Annotated in this window: 10 protein-coding genes and 1 pseudogene; 9 read left to right on the forward strand and 2 right to left on the reverse strand. The window is 34.9% G+C overall.

From position 1 onward, the window contains the following. Nucleotides 1–215: 215 nt before the first annotated feature. From ABRT01_RS16465 to ABRT01_RS16500, 8 genes and pseudogenes are all read left to right on the forward strand, one after another. Nucleotides 216–2972, forward strand: a complete 2757-nt coding sequence (locus ABRT01_RS16465; protein ID WP_367748666.1) for an N-acetylglucosaminidase — start codon at nt 216–218, stop codon at nt 2970–2972. 193 nt (nt 2973–3165) lie between these two features. Beyond that, nucleotides 3166–6156, forward strand: coding sequence for a peptidoglycan recognition protein family protein (locus tag ABRT01_RS16470; RefSeq protein WP_269410433.1), 2991 nt, complete (start codon nt 3166–3168; stop codon nt 6154–6156). Nucleotides 6157–6611: 455 nt separating this feature from the next. Then, nucleotides 6612–8132 (forward strand): glycosyltransferase, encoded by a 1521-nt coding sequence (locus tag ABRT01_RS16475; RefSeq protein ID WP_269410432.1) that lies wholly within the window; start codon nt 6612–6614, stop codon nt 8130–8132. 777 nt (nt 8133–8909) lie between these two features. Beyond that, nucleotides 8910–11063 carry a bifunctional glycosyltransferase/CDP-glycerol:glycerophosphate glycerophosphotransferase gene (locus ABRT01_RS16480; RefSeq protein WP_269410431.1) on the forward strand — a complete coding sequence of 718 codons (2154 nt, stop codon included), beginning with the start codon at nt 8910–8912 and terminating at the stop codon, nt 11061–11063. Nucleotides 11064–11098: 35 nt separating this feature from the next. Continuing rightward, a pseudogene (locus ABRT01_RS16485) lies at nt 11099–12259 on the forward strand (CDP-glycerol glycerophosphotransferase family protein); the annotation flags it as partial. A gap of 188 nt (nt 12260–12447) precedes the next feature. Further along, nucleotides 12448–13272 (forward strand): ABC transporter permease, encoded by an 825-nt coding sequence (locus ABRT01_RS16490; protein WP_269410430.1) that lies wholly within the window; start codon nt 12448–12450, stop codon nt 13270–13272. Nucleotides 13273–13287: 15 nt separating this feature from the next. Continuing rightward, complete coding sequence (gene tagH / locus ABRT01_RS16495; protein WP_269412622.1) at nt 13288–14088, forward strand: teichoic acids export ABC transporter ATP-binding subunit TagH; 801 nt, start codon at nt 13288–13290, stop codon at nt 14086–14088. Between the two features lie 475 nt (nt 14089–14563). After that, the gene (locus ABRT01_RS16500; RefSeq protein WP_367748672.1) at nt 14564–16417 is read left to right on the forward strand and encodes an LTA synthase family protein; all 1854 of its coding nucleotides are present in this window, start codon (nt 14564–14566) and stop codon (nt 16415–16417) included. 140 nt (nt 16418–16557) lie between these two features. Here ABRT01_RS16500 and ABRT01_RS16505 read toward each other — a convergent pair whose 3' ends face one another. Further along, entirely contained in the window at nt 16558–17277 is a 720-nt protein-coding gene (locus ABRT01_RS16505; RefSeq protein ID WP_269410428.1) for a glycerophosphodiester phosphodiesterase, read from the reverse strand. Between the two features lie 204 nt (nt 17278–17481). On the opposite strand from ABRT01_RS16505, the gene ABRT01_RS16510 reads away from it, so the two are divergent. Then, nucleotides 17482–17733: a GlsB/YeaQ/YmgE family stress response membrane protein gene (locus ABRT01_RS16510; RefSeq protein ID WP_269410427.1), complete on the forward strand. Its 252-nt coding sequence runs from the start codon at nt 17482–17484 to the stop codon at nt 17731–17733. Nucleotides 17734–17764: 31 nt separating this feature from the next. Here ABRT01_RS16510 and ABRT01_RS16515 read toward each other — a convergent pair. Continuing rightward, nucleotides 17765–18007 (reverse strand): hypothetical protein (locus tag ABRT01_RS16515; RefSeq protein WP_367748675.1); only part of this gene is annotated, 243 nt, incomplete at its 5' end.

Consider the following 18007-nt stretch of genomic DNA (forward strand, 5'->3'; position numbering starts at 1 on the left):
TTGAGGATACCCTACCTCTTTTTTTCGTCTCAAATATTTTACACAAACTATTTTACGTCATCAGGTTAATATGTCGCATTAGATAATTATTATTCCAGGTTTAATAATGAAAGGAAATTTAATGAATTATTTATTCCCCAACGTATTAACCTACTTTATCCTAGCGGATTGGAGGGAACGGAGGTTTAACTTAGTAATTACTGAGGAGGAAACAAATGGGAAAAATAGCAATGATTATAATGGTAATTTTAATTTCTTGTTCATTTTCACCGTACAGTTTATCTGCTACCACGCGAGACGCTGATAACAATAGTATGTCCGAAAAAGTCGTAAGTGATAAAAAGGTGGAAGAGGTGGATTCTGAGTCGGAGTTCAAGAAAAACGGTAGCAAAATGGGCAATGAATCGGAAAGTGAAAATTTGGATTTAGAACAGGATGCAAATCAAAATGAGATATTTAGTTCTTCGGATTCAAATGGTAGTAAAAAGAATGGAAATACAGAAACAAAAACAAATGATGAAGTAGACAAGGAAAAATATGGTGTATCTGTTTCGGAATCCGAAAAACAAGAAAAGACACAGAACCCTAAAACTAAAGAAGACAATCAGGAACAACAAGCCATTATTGAAGGTGAAAAGGCAAAAATTCTAACGACAAGTTCAACAGATATTGGCGTGAATACAAGCAAACTCGGTCATATTAGAAGTGCAAGTGCACAAATTTATGAAATACCTGGAAACAATAGATTGTTTACTGCGGGCGATAAATACGCAAATGCTGTTTATTATATAAAAAAACAAGCTGATGTTGATGGAGTAAGATTTTATCTGATAAGTAAGAAACCAAGCAGTAAAGAGGGTGTTGTCGGTTGGGTGAAAGCTAGTGATCTATCAATACACGACCATGTAGGTGTAGATAAAAAAGGAAAAACCTTTTACTTTACTGGAAAAGGTAGTGCCTATACAAAAGCATGGGGTGGCTCGAAAGATTTGGTATATGAAGATATGTCATCTTATAAACATCAAAAATTCCATGTCAATTTAACCGAAAAGGTAGGCAACAACACATGGTATCGTGGTAATTTTAACGGAAAGACAATTTGGTTACATGAAAGCTATTTAACGACAAAAGAAGAAAGTAACACCAGTAAGCTAGGTCATATTCGCAGTGAAAAGGTAAACATTTATAAAACTATTAGCGACACTTCAACCAAGTTTGCAGCAGGAGAAGAATATACGAATCAAGTGTATTATATAAAAAGACAAGCCAAGATCGGTGAACAAACGTTTTATCTTATCAGTCTGACACCAAGCCGTGAAGATGGAGTAATTGGCTGGGTACAAGCAGACGATTTATCATTGCATGACCATGTAGGTGTAGATAAGAAAAAGAAAACCTTATACTTCACTGGAAAAGGTAGTGCCTATACGAAAGCATGGGGTGGCTCGAAAGATCTGGTATATAAGGATATGTCATCGTATGAATCTCAGGCCTTTCATGTCAATTTGACCGAAAAAGTCGGTAACAATACATGGTATCGTGGTAAATTTAATGGAAAAACAATCTGGTTACATGAAAGCTACCTAACGATGAAGGATACAAATAGAATAAGTAAATTAGGTCATTTGCATGGTAATGCGAATATTTATAAAAGCCTTGGTGATAGATCATCGCTTCTAAATACGAGTAATTATACAAATGCAGTGTACTATATTAAACAGCAGGCTAAAGTAAATGACCAAACTTATTATCTGATTAGCAAACAACCAAGTGTGATAAATGGGACAGTCGGCTGGGTAAATGCATCAGATATGTCAACACATGACCATGTTGGAGTAGATAAAAAAAGTAAGATATTAAAGGTAGTCGGGACTGGTAGTGCATACAGTAAGGCGTGGGGTGGATCAAAGGATCTAGTCTATTCCGATGTTTCAAAATTTAAAGGCCAAGAAATTAAAGTTAACCTAACTGAAAAAGTGGGGAATAACATATGGTATCGTGGAACCTTGAATGGAAAAACGGTATGGTTTCATGAGTCATATCTAAAAAAGACAAAAGAAGTAATTACTGATTACACAACTTACAATTTATCACTCGATAAAATGCTAGATTTACAAATGAAAGTTAACCCACAAACGGATAAACAATATAAGCTTTGGATTCGTGAAGATGCTTTCGGAAGTATTAGTAATGGTAAAGGTACGGTTAAAGGTGAAAATTGGAACTTGAGAAGAGGCCCTGGAACCAATTATCTATCAGGCGGGAGAGTAGGTAATGGAACAAAACTTCCTATAAAAGGTAGTCAGAAGGTTTCTGGGTATACTTGGTATCATATAGGATATACAACGGGATGGGTAACCGCCGACCCCACAGATGTAAGATACTATTTAGATTATAGAAACTTCACGGATAGTTTAAAAGACAAGTTGCAATTTCTTAAGCTATCAGAAAGTTCCGACGCTAGTGTAAGTGAGATAAATGAAAAGATCCTTAAGGGTAACGGTATTTTGGAAGGAAAAGCACAATCATTTACTGAGGGTAGTCAAAAATATAATATCAATGAAATATATCTAATTTCCCATGCATTATTGGAGACTGGAAATGGCACGTCTGAATTAGCTAATGGCGTTAAATATAAAGGGAAAAAGGTTTATAATATGTATGGCGTTGGTGCCAATGATGGATGCGCAGTTGAATGCGGTGCAAAATACGCTTATGATGCTGGGTGGTTTACTCCAGAAGATGCAATTACTGGTGGAGCAGCATTTGTCAGTGAGAATTATGTCCAAGCGGGGCAAGATACATTGTATAAAATGCGCTGGAATCCATTGGCAGCCGCAAACACTGGTACAGCTACCCACCAATATGCAACAGATATAGGTTGGGCATATAAACAAACATCAAGAATGTATGATTTATATAATCTGCTAGATGGTTATAAAATGATTCTGGATATACCTAGGTATCAGTAAATGGGTTGAAAATATATGTTGGAACTTTGACTACGTGTGAAAATCATGGAGATAATCAATCTTCCTTTTCATGGAATAAAAAAGCGAAAATAAAAATTGCCTTTAGTTCTAAAGCTTTTGCCTTCCAACCGATATATTAATAAGGATTACTAGTCTAATAGCACCAATGAGATTTTAAGTTAGGAGGGATTGCATGAAGAAATTAGCGATTGTAGTATCATTGTTTCTTGTGTTAACGTCATCGTTCCCTTATCCAATTATAGCTAAGGAGAATCTTGAGGATCAGCATAGTAGGGAAGGTGATATTAATAAGTGGAAAAACGATAATGACGCAGTACATAATGAATTAGATAGCGTTGATGTAGAAGCAGAAGAAGATGAGAACAAAGACAACGATTCGAATAGGGAAAAAGCATCACAAGAAGAAAATGATAAAGACAAAAAGGTAGAAATGAATGAACGTGTAACAAAAAATAATAAATCATCTGAAAAAAAAGAGGAAGCTACCAAGAATAAAGGGGATACTCATGACCCTGCCGAAAATAACGTGAATAAACAGGAAACCAAAGAAAAAGATAGTGCTGACAATAGCGAGAACGGTTATAATGAGTTGGGAATCAAGGTTGGTACTGAAGTTTACGGTGAAGATATTAGCGAGCTAAGTGAAGAAGAATTGCAATATGTTCCAAAGGACTGGAGAGACGGAAAATTTGAGAGCGAACATCCAGAGGAGCAAACATCCAATAACAGAAATATACTCACGAGACAAGCCTATCCAGATGTAAATAATTATATTAAAAATATAACTCCAGCTGAAGTTGAATTTAATCATAAGAATGTATTTCCGGAATTTAACTATCGTAGTGGATTTGGAAAGCCGGAGGGCGTGGTAGCTCACGAAACGTCTAATCCGAATTCAACAATAACAAGTGAAATAAATTATATGACTAAAAACTATAATAATGCTTTTGTTCATGCCTTTGTTGATCATTCGCATATTATAGAAATCCATCCAACAGATAATGCAGCATGGGGAGCTGGTCGATTTGCAAACGAGCGATTTATCCATGTCGAACTAGTTGAAGTTAACAGTTTTGATGAATTTGCACGTTCTATTAATAACTATTCAACTTATATCGCCTCCTTATTATATAAATACAATTTAGGCGTATCAAGTGCAGAAAATAATGGTAAAGGTACATTGTGGTCCCATAAAGCCGTTAGTAACTTCTTAGGTGGTACAACGCATGTAGATCCACATGATTATTTTGCAAAGTATGGATATAATTGGAGCCAATTTGTTAGTTTAGTAACCTCAAAATATAATAAACTAGTCGCGGATAAAAATGCGAACACAAGCAAATTAGGGCATGTAAAATCAGGTAATGCACAAATTTATGATAATCCTTCTAAAAAGAAAAGCCATGCAGCCGGGTCAAAAAATATGAATGAAGTTTTTTATATTAAAGCACAAGCTAAAATTAGTGGAGTTCATTACTATTTAATTAGTAGAGAACCAAGTAGTAAAAAAGGAACAGTTGGCTGGGTAAAGGCTAATGACATGAACGTCCGTACACATAATGGTGTAGATAAGAAAAGTAAAAGTTTTATCGTAAAAGGTACTGGAAAGGCTTATGATAAAGCTTGGGGTGGTTCTAAGAACCAAGTATATGATTTATCATCACATGCCGGAGAAACATTTAAGGTTAACCTCACTGAAAAAGTTGGAAACAATACGTGGTATAGAGGAACACTTGATGGAAAAGTGGTATGGGTTCACTCAAGCTATGTTGGAACAATAACGGAAAGTAATACGAGCAAATTAGGTCATATTCGCAATGGAGATGTAACAATATATGAGAAAATACTAAACGATTCTAATTCATTCAAGGCTGGAGATAAGTATACAAACGCCGTTTATTATATTAAAAAACAAGCCGAGGTAAATGGAAGGATGTTTTATCTTATAAGTACAGAGCCAAGCAAGAAAAAAGGTGTAGTTGGCTGGGTTGAAGATAAAAATATAAGTAATCATACTCATAAGGGTGTGGATAAGAACAGTAAATCTTTCACCATAAAAGGTGACGGAAAGGCCTATACTAAAGCTTGGGGCGGTTCAAACGATTTAGTGTATAACCTATCAAAATATAAGGGATTAACCTTTAAAGTGAATCTCACGGAATCGGTTGGTAACAATATTTGGTATCGGGGATTTTTAAATGGCAAACAGGTATGGATTCATTCCAGTTATTTAATAGATAAAAGTAATACAAGTAAACTAGGTCATATTCATAATGAAAAGGTCAACATTTACACAGATGTATATTCCAATGCTTCTTCGTTTGTAGCGGGAGAAAAATATATTAATCAAGTGTATTATGTGAAAGAGCAAGCTAAAGTAAATGGGCAACTATATTATTTAATAAGTCTAAAACCAAGTAAAAAAGATGATGCGGTTGGTTGGGTCAAAGCAGAAGATCTATCGGTACATTCGCATAGTGGTGTGGACAAAAATAATAAGACTTTTTATTTTACGGGGAAAGGTAAAGCCTATACAAAAGCATGGGGTGGCTCGAAAGATTTGGTATATGAAGATATGTCACCTTATAAACATCAAAAATTCCATGTCAATTTAACCGAAAAGGTAGGCAACAACACATGGTATCGTGGTAATTTTAACGGAAAGACAATTTGGTTACATGAAAGCTATTTAACGACAAAAGAAGAAAGTAACACCAGTAAGCTAGGTCATATTCGTGGTGACAAGGTAAATATTTATGAAACGATTGGGGACACTTCAACTAGGTTTAAGGCAGGAGAAGAGTATACCAATCAAGTGTATTATATAAAGCAACAAGCAAAAGTTGGTGAACAAACGTTTTATCTGGTCAGTTTGAAACCAAGCCGTGAAGATGGGGTGGTTGGCTGGGTGCAAGCAGACGATTTATCATTACATGACCATGTAGGTGTGGATAAGAAAAAGAAAACTTTGTACTTTACTGGAAAGGGCAGTGCCTACTCGAAAGCATGGGGTGGATTACAGGATTTGGTATACGAGGATATGCTACCGTATAAATCTCAGGCCTTTCATGTCAATTTGACTGAAAAAGTTGGCAACAATATTTGGTACCGTGGAGACTTTAATGGTAAAAGAATTTGGTTGCATAGTTCCTATGTAAATTAAATTTTAAGAAGTCTGTCCCAAAAGGCATAACTTTTGGTGACAGTCTTTTTATCTAATTGAAGAAGTATTACAAAGTCAAAACGTGGTACATAACGTCTCCTGAATTTGATATTATAGTATTTTGATTGTGTTTTTGAATTTTGGAATTCGTGGGAATTAAATGCGTTTTGGTAAAAATAGATTTAGAAACGGCATATATGGTATAATAAATCTGTTTTAAAATCTGTAAATCCACGTAATGATGTTAGTATATACAATATGGAAATCGCTAGACGATTTGTTTAATCTATAGTAGACGTATGTAGGTTAAAGAATTAGAGATAATGACCACGTCACAGAAATAAGTTTTGTAGATGGTTATGCTTAAATTGAGTTTTCAATCCAAAAAGGATAGTAGGAATTAAACTTTATAGGATGGTAATTACACACAACAGTTACTGAAAGGAGCTAGAAAATTGGGAAGTATCACTCCTGTTATATTAGTTAGGTCTTTGGATGTTGAACGCGGAGGGGTCACTAGAGCCTCAATAAAACGAGCTAATTTGTTAGCGGAGAAATATAGTGAAGTTATTATTGCTACGTTTGTGTTTCAACAATTTCATAATTCTATAATAAATGAATTATATGATAGAAAAATATTATCAAAGAATATAAGAGTAGTTAATTTTTTCGAGCATATAAAGCCAAAAAGAAAAAAATTCAAAAAATCAAAGAATAAATATAAATATTCGGTGGGGGAGAAAGGTTTTTTTGAATTTCCTGTTAAAAAGATGAAAACAGAACGATCTTATCGATATTATAAGAATGGTTTTTACGTTAAATATAAAAGATTCAACGAAGATGGATCCTTAAAATTTATAGATTATATGGATTATGACAGATATAGAATAGCCCGTGAAGAGTACGATCAACGTGGAGTTTTAGTTAGAGTGCGACAAATGGATAAACTTGAAAATAAGTCTCGATTAGATCGATATTTTGATGATAAAGGTAATTGTTACTTGAGTGTACACATTAATTCAACAAATGGGAAAGAAGGACGAGCAGCATTGTTTAATGATACACCCAGGGAATATGACAAACTATATGATCTTCAACAAGAATGGCTAAACTCCCTCTTAAATGAGGTAGATTTTCCAGTAGTCATGTGCGAGCTTAGGGGATTGGATAAATTTTTATTAGGAATCAAACATAATAATGCAAAAAAAATTGAAGTTATCCACACTAATCATCTAGAAGAGCCTTTTAATGATATAAAAAACATAAAGAAAAGTTATAAAACATTATTTGAACAAGCTAAAGAATTAGATAAAGTTGTATTTTTAACAGATGAACAAAAAAAAGATGTAGAAGCAGTTTATGGGGCAAATGATAAATTTACAGTGATTCCCCATGCATGTGAACCAGATGATGTAAAAAGAGAAAAAAGTTATAAGAAGGACTACGATCGTAGATTAGTTGTAACACTTGCTCGTTATCATAAAGACAAAAATTTAGACGAAGCAATTCGTGCATTTACATATGTTGTTGAAAAGATTCCAGATGCTAAGTATTATATATATGGTAATGGAAAGTTAGAGAATGAGCTAAAGTTATTAATTGAAAGTCTTGGTCTGAAGAATAATGTATTCTTAAAAAAATACACTACTAATCCCAGAGAAACGTTCGAGAAAGCAGTATGTTCTATCCTAACCTCAAGACAAGAGGCGTTTGCCATGGTACTTACAGAAAGTATGGCAGTTGGAACGCCAGTTATTTCTTATGATATAAAATATGGCCCAAATGATATTATTGAAAATGAGTTTAATGGTTATTTAGTTGAACGGGGAAATAAGAAAGAACTTGCGGAAAAGATAATTAAGTTAATGAAAAATGAGGATTTACGTGAAGAACTATCTATAAACGCTAGTGTTGTTAAAGAGACTTTTAGTGAGGAAAAATTTAAAAAGCAATGGCTCGAATTGGTCAAAGGTTGATGTATTTTCATTAAATAAACTGAAGGAACCATTTGGAATTCCAATACGAAAAGGAAGTTCTGGCACTGGCATATTGTGGTGAGTTTATTGCGACCAGTTACCATGTGAGCTACAGAATCAACCAATGCGGTGGTTCTGAATGGTGCTGAATGTAAAAATGTAAAAAATACGCAATATAGGAAACGGACCGCTTCGTTTACCTTTTTATGCATAATCTATGAACCATGAATTTGATGGAAGACAGAACTCTAGACGTATGTATTGGAGGATTTAGATCATGTTGCAATAGATAGGTTTACAGGTAATAAATGGTGAATTATCTTTCGTATTGTTCATTATTGAGTATAGGAATGGGTCTGTTTTGATTAACGTAGAAAGTATAAAAACAACTAAAAGACTGTCGAGTGTTGTTAGTCTTTTGTTGCTCTCCAGAAAAGATAGCTATCCATGTAATTGTTACCTTTATTCTGACCGTTGCTGTGCGCACAAGTTTTAGACAAAGTTTCCACATAAAGGCTGAAAAAGCATTGAAATAAAAACAATTATGAAAATAAACACCTAAAGTTAAATTGATAATTCGAATTTCATTAAGTGTGAAGAAATAATTACAATGAAGTGAAATACTTAGACATAAAATTGATATGTTAATCAAATTAGATTATAATAAAATTTGTGTAATTCATGGAGGTATTACGTAAAATAAAGTTGAGCTTTAAAAAATATTAAATAAAAATATAATAAGGGTTTGCAAATAATTTTGCTTCAAGGAGTGTAATCATGGGAAAGATTTCGGTTATTACACCTGTATATAACACAGAAGGATATGTATACGATTGTTTGAAGTCTCTAATGGAACAAACTTATACCGATCTTGAAATTTTATTAATAAACGATAATAGTAATGAATACTGTACACAACTGTTGGAAAAAATAGCAAAGCAAGATGACAGAATTCAATTGTTTCATTTTTCCGAGCGAAAAGGTGTTGGAGCTGCAAGGAATTTTGGCATAAAAAAGGCTAGCGGAGAATTTATCTACTTCTTGGATAGCGATGATTATCTCCCAGAGAAAACATTGGAAATATTAGTGAACCACATCAAACATCATGATATGATTCGTGGTAAAGTTAAATCGACTCATTTTAGCAAAAGTATGGCGATCATTTTGGATGGCCTTTTTAACGTGAAAACATATATTGATAAAAGGTTTAAGCTAATTAAAAATAGGTCTGCCGTCAATTTTTTGTTTAAGCGTGATTATATTATTAAGGAAAATTTACATTTTTCCGAGGATGTGGAAGTGTATGCTGATTTAACTTTTTTGATACCTGCACTTATCCATTCAGAGTTAATCCCTTATATCAAAGAGGCTGTTTACTTTAAACGGAAACGAAACGATCCGATTAACAATCCGTCTTTAACCCAATCAGATGAACATGTAAAAATAAGCAGCTTCCTGGATGTTTACAATACGTTGAAGCAAGAGTACAGTGACGACGAATTAGCTGATCGTTTTCTTGATAACCAGTTGTTGAATTTTTACAGGAAGAATGTCATTACGTACTTTAAACAAGATGAACATATAGATGACTTTTTCCCACAGCTTGTTGAGGCAGTGAATAAGATCGATCCTCAATTGATCAGCCAAAAGGACTTTATTCTTAAAAGAGAAATCTATAAGATTAAAACAGGAAATGTTCATAAATATAAAAAGGTCAATACACAACACAGACTACTAAGGGAGATAAGGGAAGGTTTGAAAACGAAGAGAAAGTTTTTTATTTTATTATATAGAAAAGTTTTCATGAAGTTTTCTATGAAGGAAAAGCTTGTCTTTTTCGAAAGTTTTCTTGGTAAAAATTACTCCGACAACCCAAAATACATTTATGAATATCTGTTGAATAATGACATGGGTTATAAATGTGTATGGAGTGTACGAGAGAAGAAAAACATTCCTGGTAACCCTATTCAGGTGAAAAGGTTTAGTCTGCGCTATTATTACTATTTAGCGAGGGCAAAATATTGGGTAAGTAATATTCGCTTACCAAAATCTTTGGATAAACGGGAAGGTAACGTTTATTTGCAAACATGGCATGGTACCCCTTTGAAGACATTGGTGCTTGACCAAAAAGATATATTCTCGGCAGATCCTAAATATAAAGAGAATTTCTATATTCAATCTCGCAGGTGGGACTATTTAAGTTCACCAAATGAATATTCTTCCAAGATATTTAGGCGGGCTTTTAAGTTTGATAAAGAGATGCTGGAATTTGGGTATCCCAGAAATGATATCTTATATCAAAAAAATAATTTCAAGGACATAAATGATTTAAAGCAAAACCTAAATCTTCCACTTGATAAAAAAGTTATATTATACGCTCCTACATGGCGTGACGATGAATTTTTCTCAAGGGGTAATTATAAATTTACCCTGAAGCTAGAGCTAGATAAAATGCAAGAGAATTTAAGTGATGAATATATTCTTTTATTGAGAACTCATTATCATATTGCGAACAGGCTGGACGTTTCGGAATATGAAGGGTTTGTCTATGATTTTAGTCTGTATGATGATATTGCAGAACTTTATTTGATTTCAGATATGTTAATCACGGATTATTCTTCCGTCTTTTTTGATTATGCCAATTTGAAACGACCCATATTATTTTACACCTATGATATTGAGAAATACCGTGATCAAATGCGAGGTTTTTATTTCGACATGGAAAAAGAGGTTCCAGGTCCGCTGCTGATGACCACGGACGAAGTTGTCGATGCTGTGCAACATATTGATGATGTTCGAATGAAATATCATGATACCTATAATCAATTCTATAATAAATTTTGTTTATGGGATAATGGTAATGCTTCAAGAAAAACGGTGCAGCGCGTGTTTGAGGGCAAATCATTAGAAGAGATAGGGCAGGATTCTTAGTTACGGAGAAATTATGTATGAAAAGTGCTGTTAAAAGAGTTGTGTTTAAATTATATAAATTTACCTTTAACTTCCTTGGAAAAGTACTTCCCAAAGACCCTAAACTAATCATATTTGAAAGTTTTTTGGGGAAACAATACAGTGATAACCCAAGGGCAATTTACGAATATATGTGTAAGAATAGGTCAGGTTATAAAATGTATTGGAGTGTTGATAAAAGGCACTCCAAAGCTTTAGTGGGAAGAGATATCCAGAAGGTGTATCGTTTTTCATTAAAATGGTTATTGTTAATGACTAGGGCAGGCTATTGGGTATCTAATAGCCGATTACCATTATGGATCCCCAAGCCCCGTTACACAACATATCTGCAAACATGGCATGGTACACCGTTAAAACGGTTGGCAATGGATATGGATGAAGTACATATGCCAGGAACAAACACAGTTCAATACAAACAAAATTTTTTAAAATCAACAAGCAAATGGGACTACTTAGTTTCTCCGAATGCCTATTCGACTGAGATATTTAGAAGAGCCTTTGCGTTTGATAAGACGATAATCGAATCTGGTTATCCAAGAAATGACTTTTTATTGAATTGTAATAATCAAGATATTATTTCCAAAATAAAAAACGAATGCGATTTACCGTTGGATAAAAAGGTTATCCTGTATGCACCAACTTGGAGAGATAATCAATTCTATGCTAAAGGTGAGTATAAATTTGATTTACACCTTGATTTAGAAAAACTTCGAAAAGAACTCAATCATGATTTTATAATTATTCTAAGGTTGCATTATCTTGTGGCTGAGAACCTTGACTTAAAGGGATATGAAGGGTTTGTTTTTGACTTTTCCTATCATGAAGATATTCGCGAACTGTATCTTATTGCAGATTTACTTATTACAGATTATTCTTCTGTTTTTTTTGACTATGCCAATTTAAAACGGCCAATGTTATTTTATGTTTACGATATTGACGATTATCGAGATAAGCTACGTGGTTTTTATTTTGATTTAGAAACGAAAGCCCCTGGACCTTTGGTGAAAACAACGGAAGGGATTATTGACGAAATCCTAAAATTTGACGCAAATGGTTTCGTTCCATCCGATGCAACAAAGGCATTTTATGAAAAGTTTTGTTATCTGGAAGATGGTCATGCTAGCGAGCGTGTTGTAAAAGAAGTATTTGAAGATTGATTTCTAAAAACATGGTTTATACTATAAATGGTATAGACCTGCTTTCTCTTTTATTGTCTTTTACCCTTGTTGCTTGTATAATTTATTAAGTTACAAAAGTTAAATTAAAAAAATAATAAAGTTAGGTAAATATAATTATAATTAATAGCAGTATATAAAAGGGTTTTAAGAGTCGAAAGGATATACATATGAAATCTGCAATAACAGTTCTTAAAGAGCAATTTAAACATTTTTATTTAATACGGCGGCTTTCCCTATATGAGTTAAAAAGTAAAAACCGGAACAATTATTTGGGAATGTTTTGGGAGATTCTGAACCCCACCATTCAAATATTAATTTATTGGTTTGTATTTGGAGCACTAAGGCATCGAGAACCTGTAGAAGTAGGCGGAGTGGAGATTCCATTTTTTACCTGGCTGATGGCGGCCTTTTTTCTGTGGAATTTCTTTTACCAGTCGACGATTCAAGGTTCCAAGTCGATCTATACGAGATTGCGCATGTTATCTAAAATGAATTTTCCTATGAGTGTGATCCCGAACTATGTTATTTTTTCCCAGTTCTATATCCATCTAATTATGCTGGTTATTACGATGGTCATTTTTCAATTTATGGGTTATTATGTGAATTTATATTACTTGCAACTGATCTATTTTATTTTTGGCGCATTTTGTTTGATTTTTTCCGTTGCACTAATAACGTCAACATTGTCCACCATAATAAGAGATGTACACATGTTTTTGAGTTCGACATTACGAATGTTTCTTTATGTCTCGGGTGTTCTGTGGCCAATAACTATTTTAACGAATCAATTTCCGACAATCATGCAATTACTAAAGTTAAACCCATTATTGTATTTAATTGAAGGGTATCGTTCGGCATTTTTTGGAGCAGGTTGGTATTTTATTGAGCACTGGCATTATACGCTTTATTTCTGGGCATTAGTCATTGTGCTATTCATATTCGGCTCGACGCTGCATGTGAAATTCCGCCGCCATTTCATTGATTATTTATAAAGGCTTGTGATCATGATGGAAAAAGCAATTATTGTTAAAAACGTGACAAAGAAATATAAATTGTATAACGACAACAAAGAGCGTTTATTAGATCTCATTACACCAAAAAATTATGGTGAATCCTTTTATGCACTGACGGATGTTAGTTTTACAGCGGAAAAAGGCGATGTTGTCGGGTTTGTTGGGATTAATGGATCAGGTAAATCAACATTGTCCAATATTATTGCCGGTATTGTTCCCGAGACATCCGGCAGTGTTGAAATAAATGGACAAGCATCCCTGATTGCAGTTGCTTCAGGGCTCAAAAATGATCTGTCTGGTCGGGACAATATAGAATTGAAGTGTCTGATGTTGGGGTTTAGTAAAGAAGAAATAAAAAGATTAGAGCCTGAGATCATCGAGTTTTCGGAGTTGGGCAAGTTCATCGATCAGCCGGTAAAATCGTATTCCAGTGGGATGAAATCGCGACTGGGCTTTGCGATTTCGGTCAATGTCGATCCGGAGATATTGATCATTGATGAAGCCTTGTCTGTTGGTGATAAAGCATTTGCCGAGAAAAGTCTTGAGAAGATGAAGGATTTCAAGCGTATGGGGAAAACGATGATCTTTGTCAGTCACTCCATCGGGCAAATGAAAAAGTTTTGTGAGAAAATTCTCTGGCTGGAATATGGCATGGTCAAGGATTTCGGAACAGTCGACGAGGTCATGCCGAAATATGAGCAGTTTTTGAAGGAATATAAAAAAATGTCCAAAGATGAGAAAAAAGCATACAGAGAGAAAGCGGTGGAAAGACAGCATAAGGCTCTGATGGCTTAGAATTTATCTGGGGTTTAAAAAATGGGGGACACTGGTGCTAGTGGTATTGGATACTCTTAGCATGTTGTCGGCAGCAGTGAATGCAGTTTTGGACCTGATGAATGGAATCCATATCAGATGAACAGTGATAAACACGCCGTCTATGATAATGGTTCCGATCCATTGCATTATCATAAATTTCAAACCGCTAATGAGGTCGGGACGACTAGACCCGGATTCAGGAGAATTAATTGGTCAGGCGGAAATCGGTTCAGTTGTAAGTATGTCCGCACCGTACATTACCGATCTTACGTTTTATGGAAAATATAAAACGTGCATCTAAGGATATATTATTTTACGTTTACTCCCTTGCCAGTAGTCGTGCCAGACGTAAACAATTTAGGGCTGTTTCACCAAGATTTCTTAAAAATTAGTCGCTGTTATGATAAAGTAGTTTATTGGAAAGATATTTTGGGAGAAAAGAGTGGAGTTTAGCGTGCAAAAAGTCGTAAAGGCGTTACTTTTTATTGCTTATTTCATATTGTTGTTTTTTATTATAAGAATCAATTCAACAGTTATAATTGAATGGTTAAATAAAAGCATGTTTCCCGATTATACCATTGACCCCGGACAGGATTTCCACGATTCTTTTTTCAATGGTGTCTCTTTAATTTTCACAATTACCATTTTTGTATACTCCATTTTAGGAACAGCCATTGTAAGTATTGTGATGATAGATTTGTTAATGTTTGGTTTAGTTTTTGCAAACCAGATGAAAGCAATGGAGCGAAATGAATTTATCACTTTCTCGGAGCTCAAAACGATTGCTTCACCAAAGGAGATTTTGTCTTTTGTAGATGTTTCGCCGGCTTTTGCCTTGTTAATAGCAATTGTAACTATTTTGGTTTTGGCTGGGATACAAGTTTTGATCGTGAAAGTTTCAAAGAAAATAAACTTCTACGTCAGCAGAAGGATTCGGATTGTTTTATTTGTAGTATCTCTAAGCGTTTTAGTGGCAATATTTATGAAGCCAAATTATTACAATACACATGTTTTGAAGTTTGAAGAAACGCATAGCCATAATTTTAATCCTTTAAAACGGGCCCGCAAAGACGGCTATTTACCTACGCTGATGAATACGGTAAAACCTACCTATATGGATAGACCCGGTAATTACAGTAAGGATAGGATCACGCAAATCTCAAAGAAATACAGTAAGATTTCCAAAGATATTAATAAAGATCGTGATAAATCCCTAAATGAATCGCAAACATTTCTGTATTTAAGCGAATCATTAATGGATCCGAAACAGTTGCCCGACCTTTTGTTAAACGAAACTCCTATTCCGTTTATCTCCAGTACTGTTAAAAATAATATTGGAGGAACGATGTACAGCCAGTATATAGGGGGAGGAACTGCTAATTTGGAATGGTCGGTTTTAACATCTTTCAGCCTGGAAGTTTTTCGTGAACCACTGGTTGTAACGCCATATTCAGACTTCTACGCTGATTCAAAGAACCACCATACCATTTTGGATTTTTATAACAAGAATAAGGTTGCTTTACACCCATATACAGCACATCTTTACAATAGAAAAACAATATATGATGCAATCGGGTTTGATGAATTTCACTATCTGGATCATGGCATTAAGCATACCGAAAAGCTGGGAACCCATACAAGGGTTTCAGATGAAGCTTTGAATAAGGATATGATGGAAGTGGCAAATAAGAAAGATGTGGGGTTGATCCATATCTTGTCGATGCAAAACCATTCTCCATACAATAAAGAAATTCCCGAAATGGATTACGAACCGGAAATTAATACAGATGTTTTTCCAAAAAAGAAGGAAAAAGAATTGTTTAATTATCTGCAGGGAATACATGCCTCGGATAAAGCGATGAAAGAATTAGTTAATGAATGGGATAAGTCTGATAAGGAAATTAATTTTTTGTTTTATGGTGATCATTTCCCTAGCGTTTTCAGAGGAACAGAGAACCAATTTAAAGGTGATTTGCTCCATGAAACACCTTGGTTTATTTATATGAATCACGGGAGAAGCGAGGGTGGGATCCAACTTGATGACTTGTCACCCGTATTTTTTGTCCCAGTATTATTAAGGGAGGGGCATTATTATGTTTCTGCCTATCAAGGTCTCATGGATACACTATTGGAAAAAGGTGTAAAAAGAATAGGGAAAGATTATATTGTATCAGATGAAGGCAAAATATATGATAAAGATCTTTCAAAAGAATTATTGACTGTGGTTGATGATTACCGGATTGTTGAATATGATGCACTATTTGGGCATAACTGGCTGCCTGGTGATTTTTATACAGAAATTAAGTAAAGTATAGAAACGCCAGCTCGTGTAAACACCGCCTTCGTAAGCGTCAAATAACCCTACCTGTATCAGGAGGGGTTATTTGACTTTTGAAGTATGAAGAGGTAATGGGAACGCCATTAGGCATGAAAAAGTCACTATGTTAATTAGCTTTGCTTGAACACTTCCGGATTATTCGAAAACACGCCATCCACCCCATATGAAATTAATTCCTCATACCGATCCTTAGTATTAACCGTAAAAGGATAAACCTCATAACCAAGCCGTTTACACTCCTGAACAAACGTTTGATCAACATATACTTGGTTGGGATGGATACTTGTAATATTTAGCCCGCTACTGTTGGCGTAGTCCCATGGGTGTAACATACGATAATAAAACAGCATGCCAAGTCTGATGTTTGGTTCAAGCTCCTGCATTTTAGCCAAGGCCATGTGGTCAAATGATGAGATAATGACATGATCTATCCGATTGTGCTGTTTCAGACAATCGAGCAGAATATGTTCTATCCCGGGATAAATGACTGGAATATTTTTTATCTCGATATTTAACAGCAGATCTTCGGGGCAAATTGCCAACAATTCATCCAATGTGCTCAGTGTGGTGCCTTGAAAATCTTCGGAAAAGGCAGCACCTACATCAATTTGTTTGATTTCCGCCAGTGTAAAATCCTTGATTAATCCCTTAACATCCTTATTCAATCGCGATAGTTTGTGATCATGACAAATGACAAGCTGTTGATCTTTTGTCAGCTGAACGTCCAATTCTACAGCCCTTGCACCATGTTTCAGTGCTTTTTGAAAGGCTGGTAGTGTGTTTTCCGGCGCCTCCGTAAGTGAACCACGATGGGCGAAATTAAGTGCCAAATTGCATCTCTCCATTCAATTAGAAGCTAATTAAATCATAACATATGGTACAAGGGCGTATACACGAGGCAGTTTCCATCATAATTGCATAAAATGGTTTAAGCTACAAATAATAGTGGTACTATCATAGAAAACCTCTTGTTGGGATTTTTAAAGTGCTTTGTCGATACGCTTTTGAAATATATTAGAGTGAGGAGTGATACGATGGGTGTTATTTGGATGATCATAGTTGGTGGTGTGATTGGCTGGCTGGGTGGTCTGATCGCAAGCCGTGACATACCAGGAGGCATTATTGGTAATATTATTGCTGGATTAATTGGTTCGTGGCTTGGAACATTGCTACTTGGCCATTGGGGACCGGAACTGGCGGGTATTTTCATCATCCCAGCCATTATTGGTGCGGTTATCCTGGTGTTGATTCTAAGCTTTTTATTTCGCGCGTTCCGGAAATCTTAAACCGGTAAGGAATTGTTAAAGAGGTTGGTTGTTAAAGTGAAACGCTGTTAAAAAGAGCGGGAATCATTGGCCAGTGAATATGACCTTCACTTGCATTTAGATCGATTCCCGCTTCATTTAGGTCGATGTGCACTAAAATTTCGGTTACCAATATAATTTGTAAATCATTATGTACGAGACCTGGATATAAAACGTATCCAGGTCTATTTTTAAAAGATAGGAAAGTATAAAATTTGGGTCTACCGCAGTGAGTGTTACTGTGGTATTTTTTATG

The sequence above is a fragment of the Lentibacillus sp. L22 genome, assembly GCF_040812445.1.
Lineage (GTDB): Bacteria > Bacillota > Bacilli > Bacillales > Amphibacillaceae > Lentibacillus_C > Lentibacillus_C daqui.

Bases quoted from the DNA above. Each gene is read 5' to 3' on its own strand.
- ABRT01_RS16465 (WP_367748666.1), top strand. From the start codon at position 216: ATGGGAAAAATAGCAATGATTATAATGGTAATTTTAATTTCTTGTTCA.
- ABRT01_RS16470 (WP_269410433.1), top strand. From the start codon at position 3,166: ATGAAGAAATTAGCGATTGTAGTATCATTGTTTCTTGTGTTAACGTCA.
- ABRT01_RS16480 (WP_269410431.1), top strand. From the start codon at position 8,910: ATGGGAAAGATTTCGGTTATTACACCTGTATATAACACAGAAGGATAT.
- ABRT01_RS16490 (WP_269410430.1), top strand. From the start codon at position 12,448: ATGAAATCTGCAATAACAGTTCTTAAAGAGCAATTTAAACATTTTTAT.
- tagH (WP_269412622.1), top strand. From the start codon at position 13,288: ATGGAAAAAGCAATTATTGTTAAAAACGTGACAAAGAAATATAAATTG.
- ABRT01_RS16510 (WP_269410427.1), top strand. From the start codon at position 17,482: ATGGGTGTTATTTGGATGATCATAGTTGGTGGTGTGATTGGCTGGCTG.